The sequence below is a fragment of the Streptomyces sp. NPDC051105 genome (assembly GCF_040682795.1).
Taxonomy (GTDB): domain Bacteria; phylum Actinomycetota; class Actinomycetes; order Streptomycetales; family Streptomycetaceae; genus Streptomyces.
In genome coordinates this window covers 354,419-370,756 of record NZ_JBFBBR010000002.1, presented here as the reverse complement: position 1 = coordinate 370,756, position 16,338 = coordinate 354,419, and the positions used below count along the sequence as shown (strand labels likewise).

General features: G+C 72.5%; 17 protein-coding genes. 12 read left to right on the top strand and 5 right to left on the bottom strand.

Going from position 1 to position 16,338, the window contains the following annotated elements; translation table 11 throughout:
* Positions 1 to 12 precede the first annotated feature (12 nt).
* Genes pelF through AB0N16_RS05545 form a run of 7 tightly spaced genes read left to right on the top strand, consistent with a single transcriptional unit; the run spans position 13 to position 7,244 of the window.
* A complete protein-coding gene (gene pelF, locus AB0N16_RS05575; RefSeq protein WP_365793356.1) occupies positions 13 to 1,530 on the top strand; it encodes a GT4 family glycosyltransferase PelF in 1,518 nt (505 codons plus the stop codon).
* Positions 1,527 to 2,954, top strand: coding sequence for a hypothetical protein (locus AB0N16_RS05570; protein WP_365793354.1), 1,428 nt, complete (start codon positions 1,527 to 1,529; stop codon positions 2,952 to 2,954). The genes pelF and AB0N16_RS05570 overlap by 4 nt, the downstream gene beginning before the upstream one ends.
* 39 nt (positions 2,955 to 2,993) lie before the next feature.
* Complete coding sequence (locus tag AB0N16_RS05565) at positions 2,994 to 3,995, top strand: GDP-mannose 4,6-dehydratase (RefSeq protein ID WP_365793352.1); 1,002 nt, start codon at positions 2,994 to 2,996, stop codon at positions 3,993 to 3,995.
* Positions 3,996 to 4,038: 43 nt separating this feature from the next.
* Positions 4,039 to 4,752: a sugar phosphate nucleotidyltransferase gene (locus AB0N16_RS05560; protein WP_365793350.1), complete on the top strand. Its 714-nt coding sequence runs from the start codon at positions 4,039 to 4,041 to the stop codon at positions 4,750 to 4,752.
* Between the two features lie 7 nt (positions 4,753 to 4,759).
* Positions 4,760 to 5,653: an NAD(P)-dependent oxidoreductase gene (locus AB0N16_RS05555; RefSeq protein WP_365793348.1), complete on the top strand. Its 894-nt coding sequence runs from the start codon at positions 4,760 to 4,762 to the stop codon at positions 5,651 to 5,653.
* A complete protein-coding gene (locus AB0N16_RS05550; RefSeq protein ID WP_365793346.1) occupies positions 5,650 to 6,312 on the top strand; it encodes a spherulation-specific family 4 protein in 663 nt (220 codons plus the stop codon). Before AB0N16_RS05555 ends, AB0N16_RS05550 begins: the two co-directional genes overlap by 4 nt.
* Positions 6,309 to 7,244, top strand: coding sequence for an endo alpha-1,4 polygalactosaminidase (locus tag AB0N16_RS05545; RefSeq protein WP_365793344.1), 936 nt, complete (start codon positions 6,309 to 6,311; stop codon positions 7,242 to 7,244). The genes AB0N16_RS05550 and AB0N16_RS05545 overlap by 4 nt, the downstream gene beginning before the upstream one ends.
* Positions 7,245 to 7,471: 227 nt before the next feature.
* Here AB0N16_RS05545 and AB0N16_RS05540 read toward each other — a convergent pair whose 3' ends face one another.
* On the bottom strand, positions 7,472 to 7,912 hold the full coding sequence (locus AB0N16_RS05540) for an ATP-binding protein (RefSeq protein ID WP_365793342.1): 441 nt from the start codon (positions 7,910 to 7,912) through the stop codon (positions 7,472 to 7,474).
* 235 nt (positions 7,913 to 8,147) lie between these two features.
* Between AB0N16_RS05540 and AB0N16_RS05535 the strand changes: the two genes are divergently transcribed.
* The 3 genes from AB0N16_RS05535 to AB0N16_RS05525 are packed head-to-tail and all read left to right on the top strand — an operon-like array spanning position 8,148 to position 10,127.
* On the top strand, positions 8,148 to 9,023 hold the full coding sequence (locus AB0N16_RS05535; protein ID WP_365793340.1) for a helix-turn-helix transcriptional regulator: 876 nt from the start codon (positions 8,148 to 8,150) through the stop codon (positions 9,021 to 9,023).
* Positions 9,020 to 9,280, top strand: coding sequence for a DUF397 domain-containing protein (locus AB0N16_RS05530; protein WP_365793338.1), 261 nt, complete (start codon positions 9,020 to 9,022; stop codon positions 9,278 to 9,280). The genes AB0N16_RS05535 and AB0N16_RS05530 overlap by 4 nt, the downstream gene beginning before the upstream one ends.
* A 40-nt stretch (positions 9,281 to 9,320) precedes the next feature.
* A complete protein-coding gene (locus tag AB0N16_RS05525) occupies positions 9,321 to 10,127 on the top strand; it encodes an SAM-dependent methyltransferase (RefSeq protein WP_365793336.1) in 807 nt (268 codons plus the stop codon).
* 68 nt (positions 10,128 to 10,195) lie between these two features.
* Here AB0N16_RS05525 and AB0N16_RS05520 read toward each other — a convergent pair whose 3' ends face one another.
* Positions 10,196 to 11,044, bottom strand: a complete 849-nt coding sequence (locus tag AB0N16_RS05520; protein ID WP_365793334.1) for a chitosanase — start codon at positions 11,042 to 11,044, stop codon at positions 10,196 to 10,198.
* Between the two features lie 213 nt (positions 11,045 to 11,257).
* On the opposite strand from AB0N16_RS05520, the gene AB0N16_RS05515 reads away from it, so the two are divergent.
* Positions 11,258 to 11,605 carry a tetratricopeptide repeat protein gene (locus tag AB0N16_RS05515; RefSeq protein ID WP_365793332.1) on the top strand — a complete coding sequence of 116 codons (348 nt, stop codon included), beginning with the start codon at positions 11,258 to 11,260 and terminating at the stop codon, positions 11,603 to 11,605.
* Positions 11,606 to 11,977: 372 nt separating this feature from the next.
* On the opposite strand, the gene AB0N16_RS05510 is transcribed toward AB0N16_RS05515, so the two are convergent.
* Both AB0N16_RS05510 and AB0N16_RS05505 read right to left on the bottom strand, forming a co-directional pair.
* Positions 11,978 to 12,397: a BlaI/MecI/CopY family transcriptional regulator gene (locus AB0N16_RS05510; protein ID WP_365793330.1), complete on the bottom strand. Its 420-nt coding sequence runs from the start codon at positions 12,395 to 12,397 to the stop codon at positions 11,978 to 11,980.
* 60 nt (positions 12,398 to 12,457) lie between these two features.
* Positions 12,458 to 13,906, bottom strand: a complete 1,449-nt coding sequence (locus tag AB0N16_RS05505; RefSeq protein WP_365793328.1) for a PepSY-associated TM helix domain-containing protein — start codon at positions 13,904 to 13,906, stop codon at positions 12,458 to 12,460.
* A gap of 123 nt (positions 13,907 to 14,029) precedes the next feature.
* Here AB0N16_RS05505 and AB0N16_RS05500 point away from each other — a divergent pair, with 123 nt between their 5' ends.
* On the top strand, positions 14,030 to 14,674 hold the full coding sequence (locus AB0N16_RS05500; protein WP_365793326.1) for a peptide deformylase: 645 nt from the start codon (positions 14,030 to 14,032) through the stop codon (positions 14,672 to 14,674).
* 112 nt (positions 14,675 to 14,786) lie between these two features.
* Here AB0N16_RS05500 and AB0N16_RS05495 read toward each other — a convergent pair whose 3' ends face one another.
* Complete coding sequence (locus tag AB0N16_RS05495) at positions 14,787 to 16,214, bottom strand: NAD(P)/FAD-dependent oxidoreductase (RefSeq protein ID WP_365793324.1); 1,428 nt, start codon at positions 16,212 to 16,214, stop codon at positions 14,787 to 14,789.
* Between the last annotated feature and the right edge of the window lie 124 nt (positions 16,215 to 16,338).

Genomic DNA, 16,338 nt, shown 5'->3' with positions numbered 1-16,338 from the left:
TGGAGCAAACCGATGCCCCATCCCCAGGGCGCGCCCCCCGTCAGAGCTACGCGCGTCACCCTGCTCACCGAAGGCACCTACCCGCACAGTCACGGTGGCGTCAGCGTCTGGTGCGACCAACTGGTGCAGGGCATGCCCGACTTCGACTTCGAGATCGTCGCCGTCACCGGCACCGGACGCGAACCCGTCGTCTGGGACCTGCCCGCGCAGGTCTCGCACGTGTGGTCCGTGCCGATGTGGGGCGACCCGCCCGAGGGCCGCGCGCCCCGGGGCCGGGCACGCCGTGAACTCGCCGACGCCTACGGCCGGTTCCTCGCCGCGCTGCTCGACCCCCGGGAGGAGGACGGCTTCCCGCCCGCCCTGTACGCCATGGCCCGGGCCGCGGCGGACGGCACGCTCAGCCCGTTCCTGCGCGCCGACACCGCGATCACCGTGCTGACCTCACTGTGGAACCGGCCGGGGCTGGCCGTGCGCGAGGCCCAACCCACCCTGCACGACGCGCTCACCGCGACCGCTCTCCTGGAGCACGCCCTGCGCCCGTTGACCGCTCCGCTGCCCGAGAGCGGGGTCGCGCACGCGGTGAGCGGTGGCGTCGCCGCGCTGCCCGGCCTGGCCGCACTGGAACGGCACGGGGTCCCGCTGCTGCTCACCGAGCACGGCGTCTACCTGCGGGAACGGTACCTCGGCTATCGGACCGCGCCCTACCGCTGGCCGGTGAAGGCGGTCGTGCTCGGGTTCTTCCGGCTACTGGCCCGCGAGTCCTACCGCAAGGCGGCCCTGATCACCCCGGGCAACCGCTACAACCGGCTCTGGGAGGAGGAGGGCGGCGCCGATCCGGAGGCCATCCGTACCGTCTACAACGGCGTGGACCCGGCCGCCTTCCCGGCGGCCGGACCGGAGCCGGAGGTGCCCACACTCAGCTGGGCGGGCCGGGTGGACCCCATCAAGGACCTGGAGACCCTGATCCGGGCCTTCGCCCTGGTCCGCGCCCGGGTCCCGGAGGCGCGACTGCGGCTGTTCGGCGGGACACCCCGGGGCGGCGAGGCCTACCGGGAGCGCTGCGAGGCCCTGGCCGCCGAACTGGGCCATGGCGACGCCGTGACCTTCGAGGGCCGCGTCGACGACATCAAGGACGCGTACGCGGCCGGCAATGTGGTGATGCTCTCCAGCATCAGCGAGGGCTTCCCGTTCACCCTGATCGAGGCCATGTCCTGCGGGCGGGCCACGGTCTCCACGGACGTCGGCGGGGTCCGGGAGGCGGTCGGCGACACCGGGCTGGTCGTCGCGCCCCGCGACCCGGCGGCGATGGCCGCGGCAGCCCTTGACCTGCTGGGCGATCCGGCGCGCCGCCGGGCGATGGGCGAGGCGGCCCGGCTGCGGGTGATCGAGCAGTTCACCCTCCGGCAGACCATCGACACCTTCCGCGCCATCTACCTCGAACTCCCCGACCGCACCCGGCGGCCGACACCCGAGCCGGCCGCCCCGGCCGAGCTGCCCACGGCGGCCGTCACCGGGAGTGTGGCCCTGTGAGCGGACCGATATCCCTCGAACCCGGCGGCTCCGAACAGGACACGCTGGCCCTGCGGCTGGCCGAGCCCCGCCCGGCATCCCGCCGCCGGCCGCGCTGGGCCCTCGACGACACCACGCTGACCATCCGGCTCCCCGGGCACGGCCCGGACGAGGACGCGGTCAGCGAACTCGCCGCCGAACTCGCCGACCGGATAGGCCCCGCCGTCCACCCCTACGAAGTGGCCGCGCTGCTGGAGTCGGAGGGCCTGTCCGCCGCCCTGATCAACGAGCGGTACGGCCATCCGAACCTGTTCTCACTCGCCTCGGCGCTCTACGAACGGGTCCCCAGGACGTTCCCGGAACCGGCGCCCGCGGCCGACCCGTGGCGCCCGGACACCGTGCGCTGTCTGCTGCGGGGCGTGCTGTTCGCCCTGCCCGGGCTGGCGTATCCGCTCACCGCTCCGCTGTGGAACGCGGCCGGGCACGCGCCCGCGCTGATCGTGGCCGGGCTGGTCTCCTGGGCGTGGGGGCAGGCCCTCGGTCACCGCGCCCATCTGAGGATGGTGACCGGACGGCACGAGGCGGGCCGTACCCTCCTCATCGGCGCACCGGCCGGGGCGGTGCTGGCCACGGGGGCCGCCGCCCTGGCCTCCGGGGGCGGCCGGGTCGTGCCGGCCGCCGCGGCCCAGTCGCTGTACCTGGCGGCGGCGGGCGTGCTGCTGGTGCTGGCCCGGGAACGGCTGCTGCTGGCCGCGCTCAGCCCGCTGATCGCGGGTGCGGCCGTGCTGCCCCGGTGGGAGCCGGGCCGTCCGCTGCGGGCCGGGCTGCCGCTGCTGGCCCTCGCCGCGACGCTCGCGGTCACCGGGTGGGTCCTGTGGCGGACTCTTTCGGCTCCGGCCGTCACCGGCGGCCACCGGCCCAAGGTGCTGTGGTCCCTGCCGTACGGCCTGTTCGGGCTGGCCGCCGGGGTGCTGGTGCTCCTTGAGGGACGCCAGGAACCGAACGCGCCGTACGCGGTGATCGTGCTCACCGTGAGCATGGGGCCCGCGGAGTGGCTGCTGTACCGCTACCGGGGGCTGTCGGTCGGCGCGCTGCGCGCCACCGCAACGCCCGCCGCGTTCCTGCTGCGTTCCGCCGGCATCCTCGCCCTCTGCCTGCTGCTCTACCTGGCGCCTTTGCTGCCCGCCGCCCTGCTCACGGGCGCCGGTCCGGCCGCCCTGCTGCTGCTCGCGGCCACGCTGTGGACCGCGTTGCTGCTGCAGGCGTTCGGCGCGGCCTGGCCGTCGGCCGCGCTCTGTCTCACCGCCGCCACCGTCGCCGGCACGTTCTCCCTCTTCCACCTCCCCGGGGCCGGTCTCGCGCTGCCGCTGTGCTGCGGCGCCGCCGCGCTGTGTCTCGCGGCCGGCGCACTGGTGCTGCTCGGCCGCCCCGCCCCCCACGGATAGTCACTCCCCCAGGCACAACCGATCGGAAGGACACCGCAGTTGACCTCCCAACCGCTCGCCGCCGTCACCGGGGCCGAGGGCTTCATCGGCTCGCATCTCACGGAGGCGCTGGTCGCCTCCGGACACCGGGTGCGGGCCATGGCCCAGTACAACTCCTTCTCCTCCTACGGCTGGCTGGAGTCCCTCTCCCCCGACGTCCTGGACCAGGTGGAGATCGTCCTGGGCGACGTCCGGGACCCCGGGTCGGTCCGGGGCCTCCTCGAAGGCGCCGACACCGCCTACCACCTGGCCGCACTGATCGCGATCCCGTACTCCTACCAGGCCCCGCACAGCTACGTGGACACCAACGTCACGGGCACGCTCAACGTGCTGGAGGCGGTCCGCGCGCTCGGCACACCCCGGTTGGTGCACACCTCGACCAGTGAGACGTACGGCACCGCCCAGACCGTGCCGATCACCGAGGACCACCCGATCAACACCCAGTCCCCGTACGCCGCTTCGAAGGCCGGCGGGGACCGGCTCGCCGACAGCTACCACGCCAGCTTCGACATCCCGGTGGTGACGCTGCGGCCGTTCAACACGTTCGGGCCGCGCCAGTCGATGCGTGCGGTGATCCCCACCGTGATCGGTCAGCTGGCCGCCGGGGAGCGCACCATCACGCTCGGCGATCTGCGTCCCACCCGGGACTTCATGTTCGTCAAGGACACCGCCCAGGCGTTCCTGACGGTCGGCACCGCGCCCGCCGAGCAGGTGGTGGGCCGTACCTTCAACGCCGGCACCGGCGGGGAGATCTCGGTCGGCGACCTGGTCGCGCTGATCGGCAAGGTGATGGACACCGCCGTCGACGTTCGCGAGGACGAGGCCCGGATCCGGCCCGCCAACTCCGAGGTGATGCGGCTGGTCGCCGACGCGAGCCGGCTCACCGCGGCGACCGGCTGGCGGCCCGGCCACTCCCTGGAGGAAGGCCTCGCACACACCGTGGAGTTCTTCCGCGAGCCGGCCAACCTCGCCCGGTACAAGACCGGCATCTACAACATCTGACCCCGTCCGGCACGTCTGCGCACGTACACGAAGGAGGAGTCCCATGCACGCAGTGATCCTGGCCGGAGGCAAAGGCGTCCGGCTGCGGCCCTACACGACCGCGCTGCCAAAGCCGCTGGTCCCCATCGGCGACCAGCACGCGATCCTGGAGATCGTGCTGCGCCAGCTCGCCACCGCCGGCTTCACCAGCGTCACCCTGGCCATCGGCCACCTCGGCGAGATCATCCGCGCGTATGTCGGCGACGGCTCCCAGTGGGGTCTGACCGTCGACTACGCCACCGAGGAGAGCCCACTGGGCACCATGGGCCCCCTGCTCAGCCTGCGTGACCGGCTGCCCGAGACGTTCCTGGTGATGAACGGCGACATCCTCACCGACCTCGACTACGCCGACGTCCTGGAGCGGCACCGAGACTCCGGAGCGCCGCTGACCATCGCCACCTACGCCCGCAAGGTGCACATCGACTTCGGGGTGCTGACCACCGACGACAGCAGGGTCGTGGCGTTCACCGAGAAGCCGAGCATGGACTACCACGTCTCCATGGGTGTGTACGGGCTGTCCCGTGCCACGCTGGACGGGTACACGCCCGGACTCCCGCTCGGCTTCGACGAGTTGGTACTGGATCTGCTCAGGGCGGAAACTCCCCCGTACGCCTACGAGTTCGAGGGGTACTGGCTGGACATCGGACGCCCGGACGACTACGACCGGGCCAACGCCGAGTTCACCACCCGCAAGTCCCTTCTGCTCAAGGGAGCCTGAGCTCGTCATGCGCATTCTCGTCCTGGGCCACTCCGGCTATCTGGGCACCCATGTGGCCGCGGGGCTGCGGGCCGTGCCCGGCGCGCAGGTCCTCGGCGGCGGCCGCTCGGCCGGCGCGGACCACCGCGTCGACCTCGCCTCCGTCCGCCCGGAGCAGCTGGCCAAGACCCTGGCGGCCGTCGCGCCCGACACCGTGGTCAACTGCGCGGGCGCGACCGGCGGCGACGCGGTGCGGCTCGCCGAGGTCAACGGCCGCGGCCCGGCGGTGCTCTGTGCCGCGCTGCGCGACGCGGCGCCGGCGGCCCGTCTGGTGCACCTCGGTTCGGCCGCCGAGTACGGCCCCGGCACCCCGGACACCCCGGTCACCGAGTCGGCGCCGACCAGCCCGGCGACCCCGTACGGCGCGACCAAGCTGGCGGGCACGGTCGCGGTGACCACGTCGGGCCTGGACGCGGTGGTGCTGCGGGTGGGCAACCCGGTGGGCCCCGGGGCGCCGGCCGCCTCGCTGCCCGGCCGGATCACCGCGCTGCTGTGCGAGGCGGGTCCGGATCCGGAGGCGGTGCTGCGGCTCGGCGACCTGTCGGCGTACCGCGACTTCGTGGACGTGCGGGACGTGGCCCGTGCGGTGGTCCTCGCGGCCACCGCTGCCGGTCCGCCGCCGCCCGTCCTCAACGTCGGCGGCGGCCGGGCGGTCCCGGTGCGTGAGCTGGTGCACGCACTGGCCGCCCGGGCCGGCTTCCGCGGCCGGATCGAGGAGAGCACGGGTGGCTCGGTGCGGTCGGCGCGGGTGTCCTGGCAGTGCTCCGACATCTCCGCGGCCGAGCGGGCCCTGGGCTGGCGCCCGGCGCACACGCTGGAGGACGCGCTGGCCGCCCTGTGGGAGAGCGACGGTACGCGGTGAGCCTGCTGATCCCGCTGTATGTGCACCCGGCCGAGGACCCGGGTGCCTGGCACCGCCTGATCACCGCCGCGAAGGGCACCTACGGTGTGGTCCTCAACCCGGCGAACGGCCCCGGCGACCACCCCGACCCGGCGTTCACCGCGGCGGCCGACGCCCTGCGGTCGGCCGGGGCGCTCCTGCTGGGGTACGTCGACACCGACTACGGGATGCGCGGACCGGCCGAGGTCACCGAGGACGTGCGCCGGCACGAGGAGTGGTACGCGGCCGACGGCTGCTTTCTCGACCGGGTGACCGCCACTCCGGAGGCGCTGCCCGCCTGCCGCCGGCTGGTGCGTGCCGTACGGAGGTCGGGCGCCGGGAGGGTCGTGCTCAACCCGGGCGTCCATCCGGCGCCGGGCTATGCCCGTCTCGCCGACCTGACCGTCACCTTCGAGGGGCACTGGTCGACGTACGTCTCGGCGTTCAGCAGACCGGCGTGGGCCGCCCGGCAGCCGCCCGAGCGGCTGTGCCATCTGGTCTACGGTGTGCCCGAGGCCCTCGTCCCGCTCGCGGTACGCACCGCGCACGAGCGGGGCGCGGCGGTGTGCGGCCCGGTGACGGGCGAACCGCCCAATCCCTGGGCCCAGTTGACTCCGGCTCTGACGGGGGCGCAGTTATGAGGGCACGGGTGGTGCTGACCGCGGCCGTCATGGCGGGGCTCCTTGCGGCCTGCACCGCACACCGGGACGCGCCCTCCGCGCACCCGGAGGCCCCCTCCGGACCCGCGGACTCCTCGACCGCGCGCGGGGGTTCCCCCACCATGCCGACCGAGTCCCCCACCCCTGCGCCGTCCGAGTCCACCACCGCCCACCCGGCCTCGCCGACGAGCTCCTCCGCGGCACACCCCGCCGGCGGCCGGTGGAAACCCAAGCCCGGCCTGGCCTGGCAGTGGCAACTGGACGGAGAGGTCAAGCCGACGGTGGACGTGCCCGTCTACGACATCGACGGCTTCGAGAACTCCAGGGCGGACGTGGCCCGGTTGCACGCCGCCGGCCGGAAGGTCATCTGTTACGTCAACGTCGGCGCCTGGGAGAACTTCCGGCCCGACAAGGACGACTTCCCGCGCTCGGTGCTCGGCAGCGCCAACGGCTGGGCGGGCGAACGCTGGCTCGACATCCGGAAGCTGTCCGTGCTGCGCCCGATCATGGAGCGGCGCTTCGACATGTGCCGAGACAAGGGCTTCGACGCGGTCGAGCCCGATCTGGTGGAGGGGTACGGCAACGACACCGGGTTCCGGCTCACCGCGGCCGACCAGCTCCGCTACAACCGCATGATCGCGGACATCGCCCATGAACGCGGCCTGTCCGTGGGCCTGAAGAACGACCTCCCGCAGATCCCGCACCTGCTCGCCGACTTCGACTTCGCGGTCAACGAGGAGTGCGCCCAGTACGACGAGTGCGCGCGGCTCACCCCGTTCATCGAGGCGGGCAAGGCGGTCTTCCACGTGGAATACAAGGAACCGCCCAGTGCCTTCTGCGCCGAGTCCCGGCGGCTGGGTCTTTCGTCGATGCAGAAGAAGCTGGACCTGGGGGTGTGGCGCAAGCCCTGCTGACGACGGCGCGGGACCGGGTCGGCGAACGACGTCGAGGACGTTGCCGAGCGGACCGCTCGGCGGCGCACATGTACCCCGGTGAGCACGGTCGCCCTCCCCCTACAAGGGGCGACCGTGCTCACCGGGGTCGGCGCCGGCTCTGCAGGTTCTCCGCAGAGTCGGATCAGGCGAGTCCCCCACTCGCCCGCCCGGCACCCGTCCCTCCCCCTGGGTGCCCGGCGCCTGTGTCAGGGCGTCAGTGTGGCCCACACGGCGTGGCCGCTGGTGAGCCGGGACCGGTCGACGCCCCAGGAGTCGGCGAGTTCCTCGACGAGCAGCAGTCCCCGGCCACCCTCGTCGTCAGGGCCCGGCTCGCGCCGGAGCAGACCTCGCCGCGAGTAGTCGTGGTCGTGCACCTCCAGCCGCAGACTCCCGTCTGTGATCATGCCCATGCCACACAAGATGCGGACGCTGAACGTGTGGCGGACGGCGTTGGTGACCAGCTCGGACACGAGCAGCACCGCGTCCTCGCACAGCTCGCCGGGCATCCCCCACGAGCTCAGGCGCTCTCTCATGGAGCGGCGGGCGACTCTGACGCTGGAGCGGTGCGAGGGCAGCTCGATCCAGTGCGCCTGGTCGGGGTCGACTACGTCTAACAGGTCGAGCGGGGAGGTCGCGTGGGGGGACACGTGGTTGCCTTCCGTGAGGCGACTGCGGCGGGAAGCAGGCAGAGCTGAGCAACGTCCGCACGGGAGACGTACGTTGCCCGTGAGCGTGACCGCGATTTACTCAAGTAACTATGCGCGCAGTCGGGTTCACCCTGCAACCGACTCCCTGATAATTTCAGCATGCCGGTGTCGGTGTGGTCGCTTCATCAAGTGCCTGTCAAACTCGTATCGGTGACGTTCCCTCAGGAGGTAGAGCGTGAGCGAAGGCCGGTCGAACGCGAGCAGCGCCAGTGCGCCCACCGTGCTGCGCATGATCCTGGGCCGCAGGCTCCAGGAGCGGCGCCAGGAAGCGGGCGTGTCACTGGACGAGGCGGCGCGGGCGCTGCGGGTCGCTCCCCTGACCATCCGCCGCCTGGAGAAGGCGGAGGTGGCGCTCAAGCCTCTCTACGTCGAGAAACTCCTTGAGACCTACGGCGCCGACCGGCAGGAGACCGACGAGTTCGTCGCCTTCGCCGAGCGGGCCAACGAGCCCGGTTGGTGGCACACCTACCGTGATGTGCTGCCCACCTGGTTCAGCGCGTACGTGAGCCTGGAGACCGGCGCGAAGACCCTGCGCACCTACGAACCGCACTACGCCACGGGGCTGCTGCAGACCCCCGAGTACGCGCGCTCGGTGCTGAGCGGCGGCTTCCCGAACGACCGCGACGAGGACCTGGAACGGCGCGTGAACCTCCGGCTGCGCCGGCAGGCCCTGCTGGAGCGGGCCGACGCGCCCACCCTGTGGGTGGTCATGGAGGAGGCCGTCCTGCACCGGGTGGTCGGCGGCCCCCAGGTGATGCGGACGCAGATCGAACGGCTCCTGGAGGTCTCGGAGCTGGCGCACGTCAGCGTCGACGTCGTGCCGTTCACCGCCGGCGCCCATGTGGGCGCGTGCGCCCCGTTCACCTACTTCCGTTTCGAGGAGCCCGAGCTTCCCGACGTCGTCTACAGCGAGATCCTCTCCGGCGCGATGTACCTGGACCAGCGCTCCGACGTCGTGGCCCATCTGGAGGCGCACAACCGCATGTCCCTGCTGACCTCCGACGCGCAGAGCAGGGCGCTCCTGAACCGCATGCGCAAGGAGTACGCATGACCATCATCGACGGCAGTGCCCATGACGTGTACAACGGCATGCCCGCCTCGGACCTCGGTGAGCAGGGCTGGGAGTCGCCGTGGAGCGGCCCCAACGGAGGTCAGTGCGTGCAGACGAAACGACTCGCCGACGGCCGGGTGGCGCTGCGCCAGTCGACCGACCCCGCCGGCCCCGCGCTGATCTACACCCCCGAAGAGATCACGGCGTTCGTCGCCGGGGTCAAGCGGGGCCTCGCCGACCATCTGACCACTGGCTGACCTCCCCCCTCCCCCAGGCACCCCCTCCGAAAGGTTCAGGATGACCACCTCGCACGCGGCGCGGGACATCGACACCAGCAGGCCCCACTCCGCCCGTATGTACGACTACTACCTCGGTGGCAAGGACCACTTCGAGGTCGACAAGCAGGCGGCCGAAACCGTGGCGTCCGCCTACCCTGGCATCTTCGTCTGCGCCCGCGAGAACCGCGCCTTCATGCACCGCGCCACCCGCGTCCTCGCCCGTGAGCACGGCATCCGGCAGTGGCTCGACATCGGCACCGGCATCCCCACCGAGCCGAACCTGCACCAGGTGGCCCAGTCCGTGGTCCCGGAGGCACGGGTGGTGTACGCCGACAACGACCCGCTCGTCCTGAAGTACGCCGAGCGTCTGATGCGCAGCACGACCGAGGGGCGCACCACCTACATCGAGGCGGACGTCAACGACCCGCAGGCGCTGCTCGACGCCCCCGAACTGTCCGAGGTCCTGGACCTGGACCGGCCGGTGGCGCTGTCCCTGAACGCCCTGATGCACTTCGTCACGGACGCCCAGGACCCGTACGGCATCGTCAGCCGGCTGCTGGCCGTACTCCCCTCGGGCAGCGCGCTGGCCCTGAGTCACTGCACGCCCGACTTCGACCCGGCCACCTGGCAGAAGGTCACGGACATCTACAACGGCGCCGGCACTCCGGTGCAGTTCCGCTCGCGCGAGGACGTGGCGCGCTTCTTCGACGGGCTCGAACTGCTCGACCCCGGCGTCTCGGTCGGCCACCGCTGGCGCCCGGACGGCGAATCGACCGCCACCGACGCGGAGGTCAGCCTGTGGACCGGGGTGGGCATCAAGCCGTAGCACGGACGGGCTGTCGTACCGCACGGTGATACAGCGGTACGACAGCCCGAGGCCGCCCCGGGATCGGGTCAGCCGATGTGGTAGCTGTCCCCGTACACCTTCCAGTCCAGCGGGGTGTTCAGGCACAGGTTGCCGTTGCGCAGGAAGACACGTTGCTCCGTGTCGACCCGGGTGGTGTCGCTGTGGGCCTCCTCCTGCTTCATGGCCCAGACCCTCGCGTCGAGGAAGGCGTTGAGGTACGTCACCTCCTTGCCGCCCTGCGCCGGCGGCTTCGCGTTGCCGAGGGCGCGCTTGCGTATGTTGCGGAAGCTGGTGGAGTCGTCCCCGTCGCCGTGCATGACGATGGCGTCGTAGTAGGCGAACTGCCCCAGCGTGCCGAGCCCGTCCGTCTTGCCCTGCTGTACGGCGGGGTTGAAGTACACCCGGTCACGCTCGTCGTTCTGCGCCTGCTGGAAGGCGGTGTCCTGGGCGGCCTTGCGCCAGTCCGCGGGGAAGTTCGGGTCGAGGCCGGAGTGTGAGTCGGTTCCGTTGACCCGACGCAGTGCCGGGAGGTACTTGGCGAGGACGTTTCCGGGCTTGCGGTCGGTGTAGAGCTGCACGAGGTCGAGCATGTCGCCGGTGCCGGAGCAGAATCCGATGATCCCGGCGGTGTAACCGCGGCCGTCGCCGATGTCCTCGATGTACTTGTACTGCGCCTTCCAGTCGAGCGAGGAGTTCTCCGCGCTCGACACCAGCTTCATGGCGATCTCCTTCTTCGCCGGGTCGTCGAGGCCCACACAGCTCGCGGCGGCGGAGGCGGCCGAGGCATGCGCGGGACGCAGCAGTACGGCGCCGGCCGCGGACGCGCCGAGCAGGGCGAGGAGGGTGCGCCGGGAGGTCGGGGCAGGGGTCGTCGTGGGGTTGTTCGGGTGCCTCACGTGGGCTCCAGAAGGTGGTGGGGGGTGGACGGGGATCCACTGATAGGAAGGTTTCCTATCAGAGGCTGGCAGTGATGTGTACCCGTCACACAGAAAGTTCGTAGGGTCGAACAAGACAGGTACGGACCACGGCAGGGTCGGCCGGGTCCGATGGGCCATTTGGTGGAATATTCAACTACCCGGGTTCGTTGACGGCCCCGAAGGAGGTCACGAGTGGACACCACGTACTACGACCAGGGAACTCTCGCGGAGCGCTGGGACCGCGCCCAGCTGTTCTTCGACGCCAAGGACTACGCGGGCGCCGCACGAGTGCTCGCCGGGCTGGTCGAGGAGGTGCCGGAGCAGACCGGACCCCGGCTGCTGCTGGCACGCGCCTACTACCACTCGGCCCAACTGGGCCGCGCCGAGGCCGAGTTGCGCGAGATCGTGGAGCGCGACCCGGTGGAGCACTACGCCCGGCTGATGCTGGGCCGCACGCTCCAGCGGCAGGCCCGGCACGAGGAGGCGGAGCCGCATCTGCGCCTCGCCTCGGCGCTGGCGGGGGATTTCCCGCAGGAGTGAGGAACGGCAGTCGGGCCCTGGGTCTCCCCCAGGGCCCTTCGCGTCGTCCGACGTGGTCGGAGCGGGGTGCCCGCGTGCAGGATCAGGAACAGGTGACCGCCGGGTTCGCCGAGGACATCGCCGACACGAGGGAGCCCGCGGCCGCGCCCCGGACGGCGAGACCGGCCACGGCGACTCCCGCCGGCCGGCCGCGGGCCGACGGGACGGGACCGGGAAACGCGGGCGACCCGGGCGGCACCGGGCCGGTGGCGGCCGGCGCGGCCGGGGTGGGGGCCGGTGCCCCGCGACAGCAACGCCGCCCTGCCGACCGTGCGCCGGCCCCGCCCCCATCCACCGAACGGGCGGCGGGAAGACGAAGTCCCCCATGGGCGGTCAGTCTTCCGTACCGCCGTGGTCGGCGTGGGGGGTGTTCCGACTGTTCGCCCGGCCCGGACCCGCGGTCTCCAGGAGCGCCCGCAGCACCTGCTCGTCCCCGGGCGGCAGATCGGTGACGAAGCTCGCCAGGACGGCCTCGCGGTCCCGTTCGCCGTCGAGGAGCCGGCGCATCCGCAGGGCGGCGAGCCGGGCCACGTCGGCGGTCGGCGTCCACAGGAAGGCGCGGCCCTGCCGTTGTTCACGGGCGACGACGTCCTTGGCGAGCAGCCGGGTCAGGATGGTCACCACGGTGGTGTAGGCGAGGTCGCCGCCGAGCCGCTCCTGCACCCAGGCGGCGGTGACGGGACCGCCGGCCTCGCGCAGGGCACCGAGCACCTGGCCCTCCAGCTCCCCCTGCCCGCGCCGGGCCCGCACCATAGTCCCGTCTCCCTCCGGCGTCGGCTCGTGGTGACACGCGCGTCGGCGTGTCTGACCACGCTACTTCACGCCGTCTCTGCTCCCGTACGTCCGTCGTCCGCGGCGGTGCGCGACCTCGCCGAGCGCGATGTCCACGGCGATGAACGCGGCGAGCGGGATCCCTAGCAGGGGCACGAAGTAGCCGACCACCGCGATCACCGCCATCGCCGGGACTAGGAGGTACGGCGGGACCTCCGCCCAGGCTCCGCGCGGGATCGGCCGGCCGAAGGAGGAGCCCCGGCCACGCTGCCACCACATGCGGTAGCCCCACAGGATCAGCAGGATCAGGGAGAGCGCGAGCAGCGCCAGGGCCAGCTGGTTGACGATGCCGAAGAGGATGCCGGTGTGCAGGTCGATGCCCCAGCGGGTGAGTTTGGCGAGCACCGGGTAGTCGGCGAACCGCAGGACGTCCGTCACCTCGCCGGTGGCCGGGTCGACGGCGACGGAGTCCTGCTTCTCGGGCCAGCTGCGCTGGACCTGCCGGACGACGTAGGCGCTGTTCGCGTCGGCGGGCGGGACGATCTCGACGGGGTTGCCGAGGCCCTCGGCGCGGGCCGCCGCGAGCACCTTGTCCAGGCCCACCCCGTGGTCGGCTCCGCCGCCGGTCATGGACGCCATGTCGTGCCCGGCGTGGTCGCCGCCGCTCGCTGCCGCCGAGACGGACGGGGTGGCCTGGCCGAGCGAGGTGCGCAGCTCGTCGATGTTGGCACCGGCGTAGGTGGACCAGGTCAGGCCGGTCGCGGACAGGAAGACGAACCCGGCGGCCGCCCAGACGCCGACACTGCCGTGCAGGCCGAGGGTGCGCCGCCGCCCGCTGGTGCCGCGCACCTTGCGCAGCGCCCGCCGCCGCGCGAACCACAGCACCAGGCCACCGCCCGCGATCACCCACAGCCAGCTCGCCGCGAACTCGCTGTAGAGCCGCCCGGTGTCGCCCAGGTGCAGATCGCGGTGGAGCTCGTCGATCCAGGTGCGCAGCGGCAGCGCGCCGGTCGAGCCGTACTGTTCGAGGGCGCCGCGCACCTTCCCGGTGTACGGGTCGACGAACACGGCGAGGGTGTGGTCCGCGCCGACGCCCTTCACCCCCGACAGCAGCACCCTGGTGGTCGCGTCCGCCTCGGGGGCGGGCCGTATCGCGGAGACGGTCCCCTCGGGGTGGGCCTTGCGGGCCGCGGCGACCTGCTCGGAGATCGGCAGCTCGGTGCTGCCCACCGGAACGGTCAGCTCATGGGCGTACACCAGCTTCTCGACCTGGAAGGAACAGGCGTACAGCAGGCCGGTGGTGGCGGCGACGAGCAGGAAGGGGGCGACCAGGACACCGGCGTAGAAGTGCAGGCGCAGGACGAGGGGGCGCAACGGCGCCCAGCGGCTCGGGGACGCGGCCGGGACGGTCGGTTGCGGGGCCTCGTCCGATGGGGGTCCCCCCGATCGATCGGAGCCGAGATGGGGGGAGGTCGAGGGGGCGCTGGACATCGGGGGCCTCTCCGGGGACTCGTGCGAGAGCGGTGACGGTCCAGTAGTCGGGGGGCGAAGAGGCCGAGTTCCCGGAGGGTAAAGTGACCCCTGTCACATTCCCTGTCATGGCATGCTGGCGCGATGGCATCTCCCAGTGATCGCGCACCTCTTGCCGAGCGGGTCGAGGAACTCCTCGCCGTCGGCGGCCCGTTGCCCATCGTCGCGGCCGGCGACCCGGTCCTGCGGCGCGGAAGCGAGCCGTACGACGGCCAGTTGGGCCCCGAGCTGCTCGCCCGGTTCATCGGGGCGCTGCGCGAGACGATGCACGCCGCACCGGGTGTGGGCCTGGCCGCGCCGCAGGTCGGCGTCCCGCTGCGGCTCGCGGTGATCGAGGACCCGGCGCCGGTACCCGAGGAGATCGCCGTCGCCCGCGGCCGGGTCCCGCAGCCGTTCCGCGTCCTGGTCAACCCGGTCTACGAGCCCGTCGGCGGCGCCCGCGCCGCCTTCTTCGAGGGCTGCCTGAGCGTGCCGGGCTACCAGGCGGTGGTGGCCCGGCACGCCGAGGTACGACTGCGCGGCCAGGACGAGCACGGCCGCGCGGTCGACGAGGTGTTCACGGGGTGGCCGGCCCGGATCGTCCAGCACGAGACCGACCACCTCGACGGCACCCTCTACCTGGACCGGGCTGAGCTGCGCTCACTGTCGTCGACCGAGGCGATGACAGAGCGATGGCTGCAGCCGACCCCGAGGACGGCAGCCGAGTCCCTGGGCTTCGATCTGCCGTGACGACAGCGCGCCGTCAGGGGCGCGGGGGCCGTATCCATGTGCGGCTACCGCCGCGCGGGCGCGACCAGCCACGACGACGCCGCAGCCGCCCACCGGCGGCCCCCTTCGGCCCTCACCCCCGGTACGCCTCCAGCAGCCGCAGCCACACCTCGCTCAACGTGGGATACGACGGCACCGCATGCCACAGCCGGCTGATCGGCACCTGCCCGGCGACGGCGATCGTCGCCGAGTGGATCAGCTCGCCCACCCCGGGCCCCACGAAGGTGACCCCGCGCAGGATCTCCGCCTCCAGGTCGACGACCATGCGGGCGCGGCCCTTGTAGCCGTCGGCGTACAGCCCCGCACCGGCGACCGAGGAGAACTCGACGTCGACGGCGCGCACCCGGTAGCCGGCCTGCTCCGCCTCCGCGAGGGAGAGGCCGACCGCCGCCGCCTCCGGGTCGGTGAAGACGACCTGCGGCACGGCCTGGTGGTCGGCGGTGGCCGCATGGGCACCCCAGGGGCCGTCCAGGAAGGGCGTGTCCGAGGCCCGGGCGGCGATGGTGTCGCCCGCGATCCGGGCCTGGTACTTGCCCTGGTGGGTGAGGAGCGCCCGGTGGTTGACGTCCCCGACGGCGTACAGCCAGTCGGTGCCCTCCACCAGGAGGGTGTCGTCGACGGTGAGCCAGGAGCCCGGTTCCAGGCCGACGGTGTCCAGGCCGATGTCGTCGGTGTGCGGGACGCGCCCGGTGGCGAAGAGGATCTCGTCGGCCTCGACGCGGTCGCCGGCGTCGGTCACGGCCACGACCGTGCCGTTCTCGCGGGTCACCGACGCGACGGAGGTGCCGATGCGGACGTCGACGCCGGCCTCCTTGAGCGCCTCGGCGACGAGTTCACCGGCGAACGGCTCCATGCGGTTGAGCAGCCCCTTGCCACGGACCAGCAGGGTGACCCGGGAGCCGAGGGCCTGCCAGGCGGTGGCCATCTCGGTGGCGACGACACCGCCGCCGACGACGATCAGCCGGCCGGGCGCCTCCTGGGCGCTGGTGGCCTCGCGGCTGGTCCAGGGCTTGAGCTCGGCGAGTCCGGGCAGGTGGGGCAGCTGGGCGCGGGTGCCGGTGGCGACGGCGACCGCGTGCCGCGCGCTGAGGGTGGTGAGGGTGCCGTCCGGGCCGGTCACGGTGACCGTGCGGGGTCCGGCGAGGCGGCCGTGGCCGCGGTAGAGGTCGGCGCTGATGCCGTCCAGCCAGGCGATCTGGCCGTCGTCCTTCCAATTCGAGGTGAAGTAGTTGCGGCGGGCGAGGACCGCGGGGGTGTCGAGGGGGCCCTGGACCGCCTGGGAGAGGCCGGGCAGGCGGCGGGCGTCGGCCTGGGCGATGACCGGCCGCAGCAGGGCCTTGCTGGGCATGCACGCCCAGTACGAGCATTCGCCGCCGACGAGCTCGCTCTCCACGATCGCGGTGGAGAGGCCGGCCGCACGGGTGCGGTCGGCGACGTTCTCCCCCACGGGCCCGGCACCGAGCACCACGACGTCGTAAGCGATGGATTCCGTTTCCGTCATGTGGTCAGTCTTGCGGGTGGTCTGCGCCGGGGCCACACGGGTACCTGGCCGGAATACCAACCCGGCCGGACGTGTTGTGCGGACGGTTCGCCCCGGAGCGGGGCGCCCCCCCACATCAGGAAGA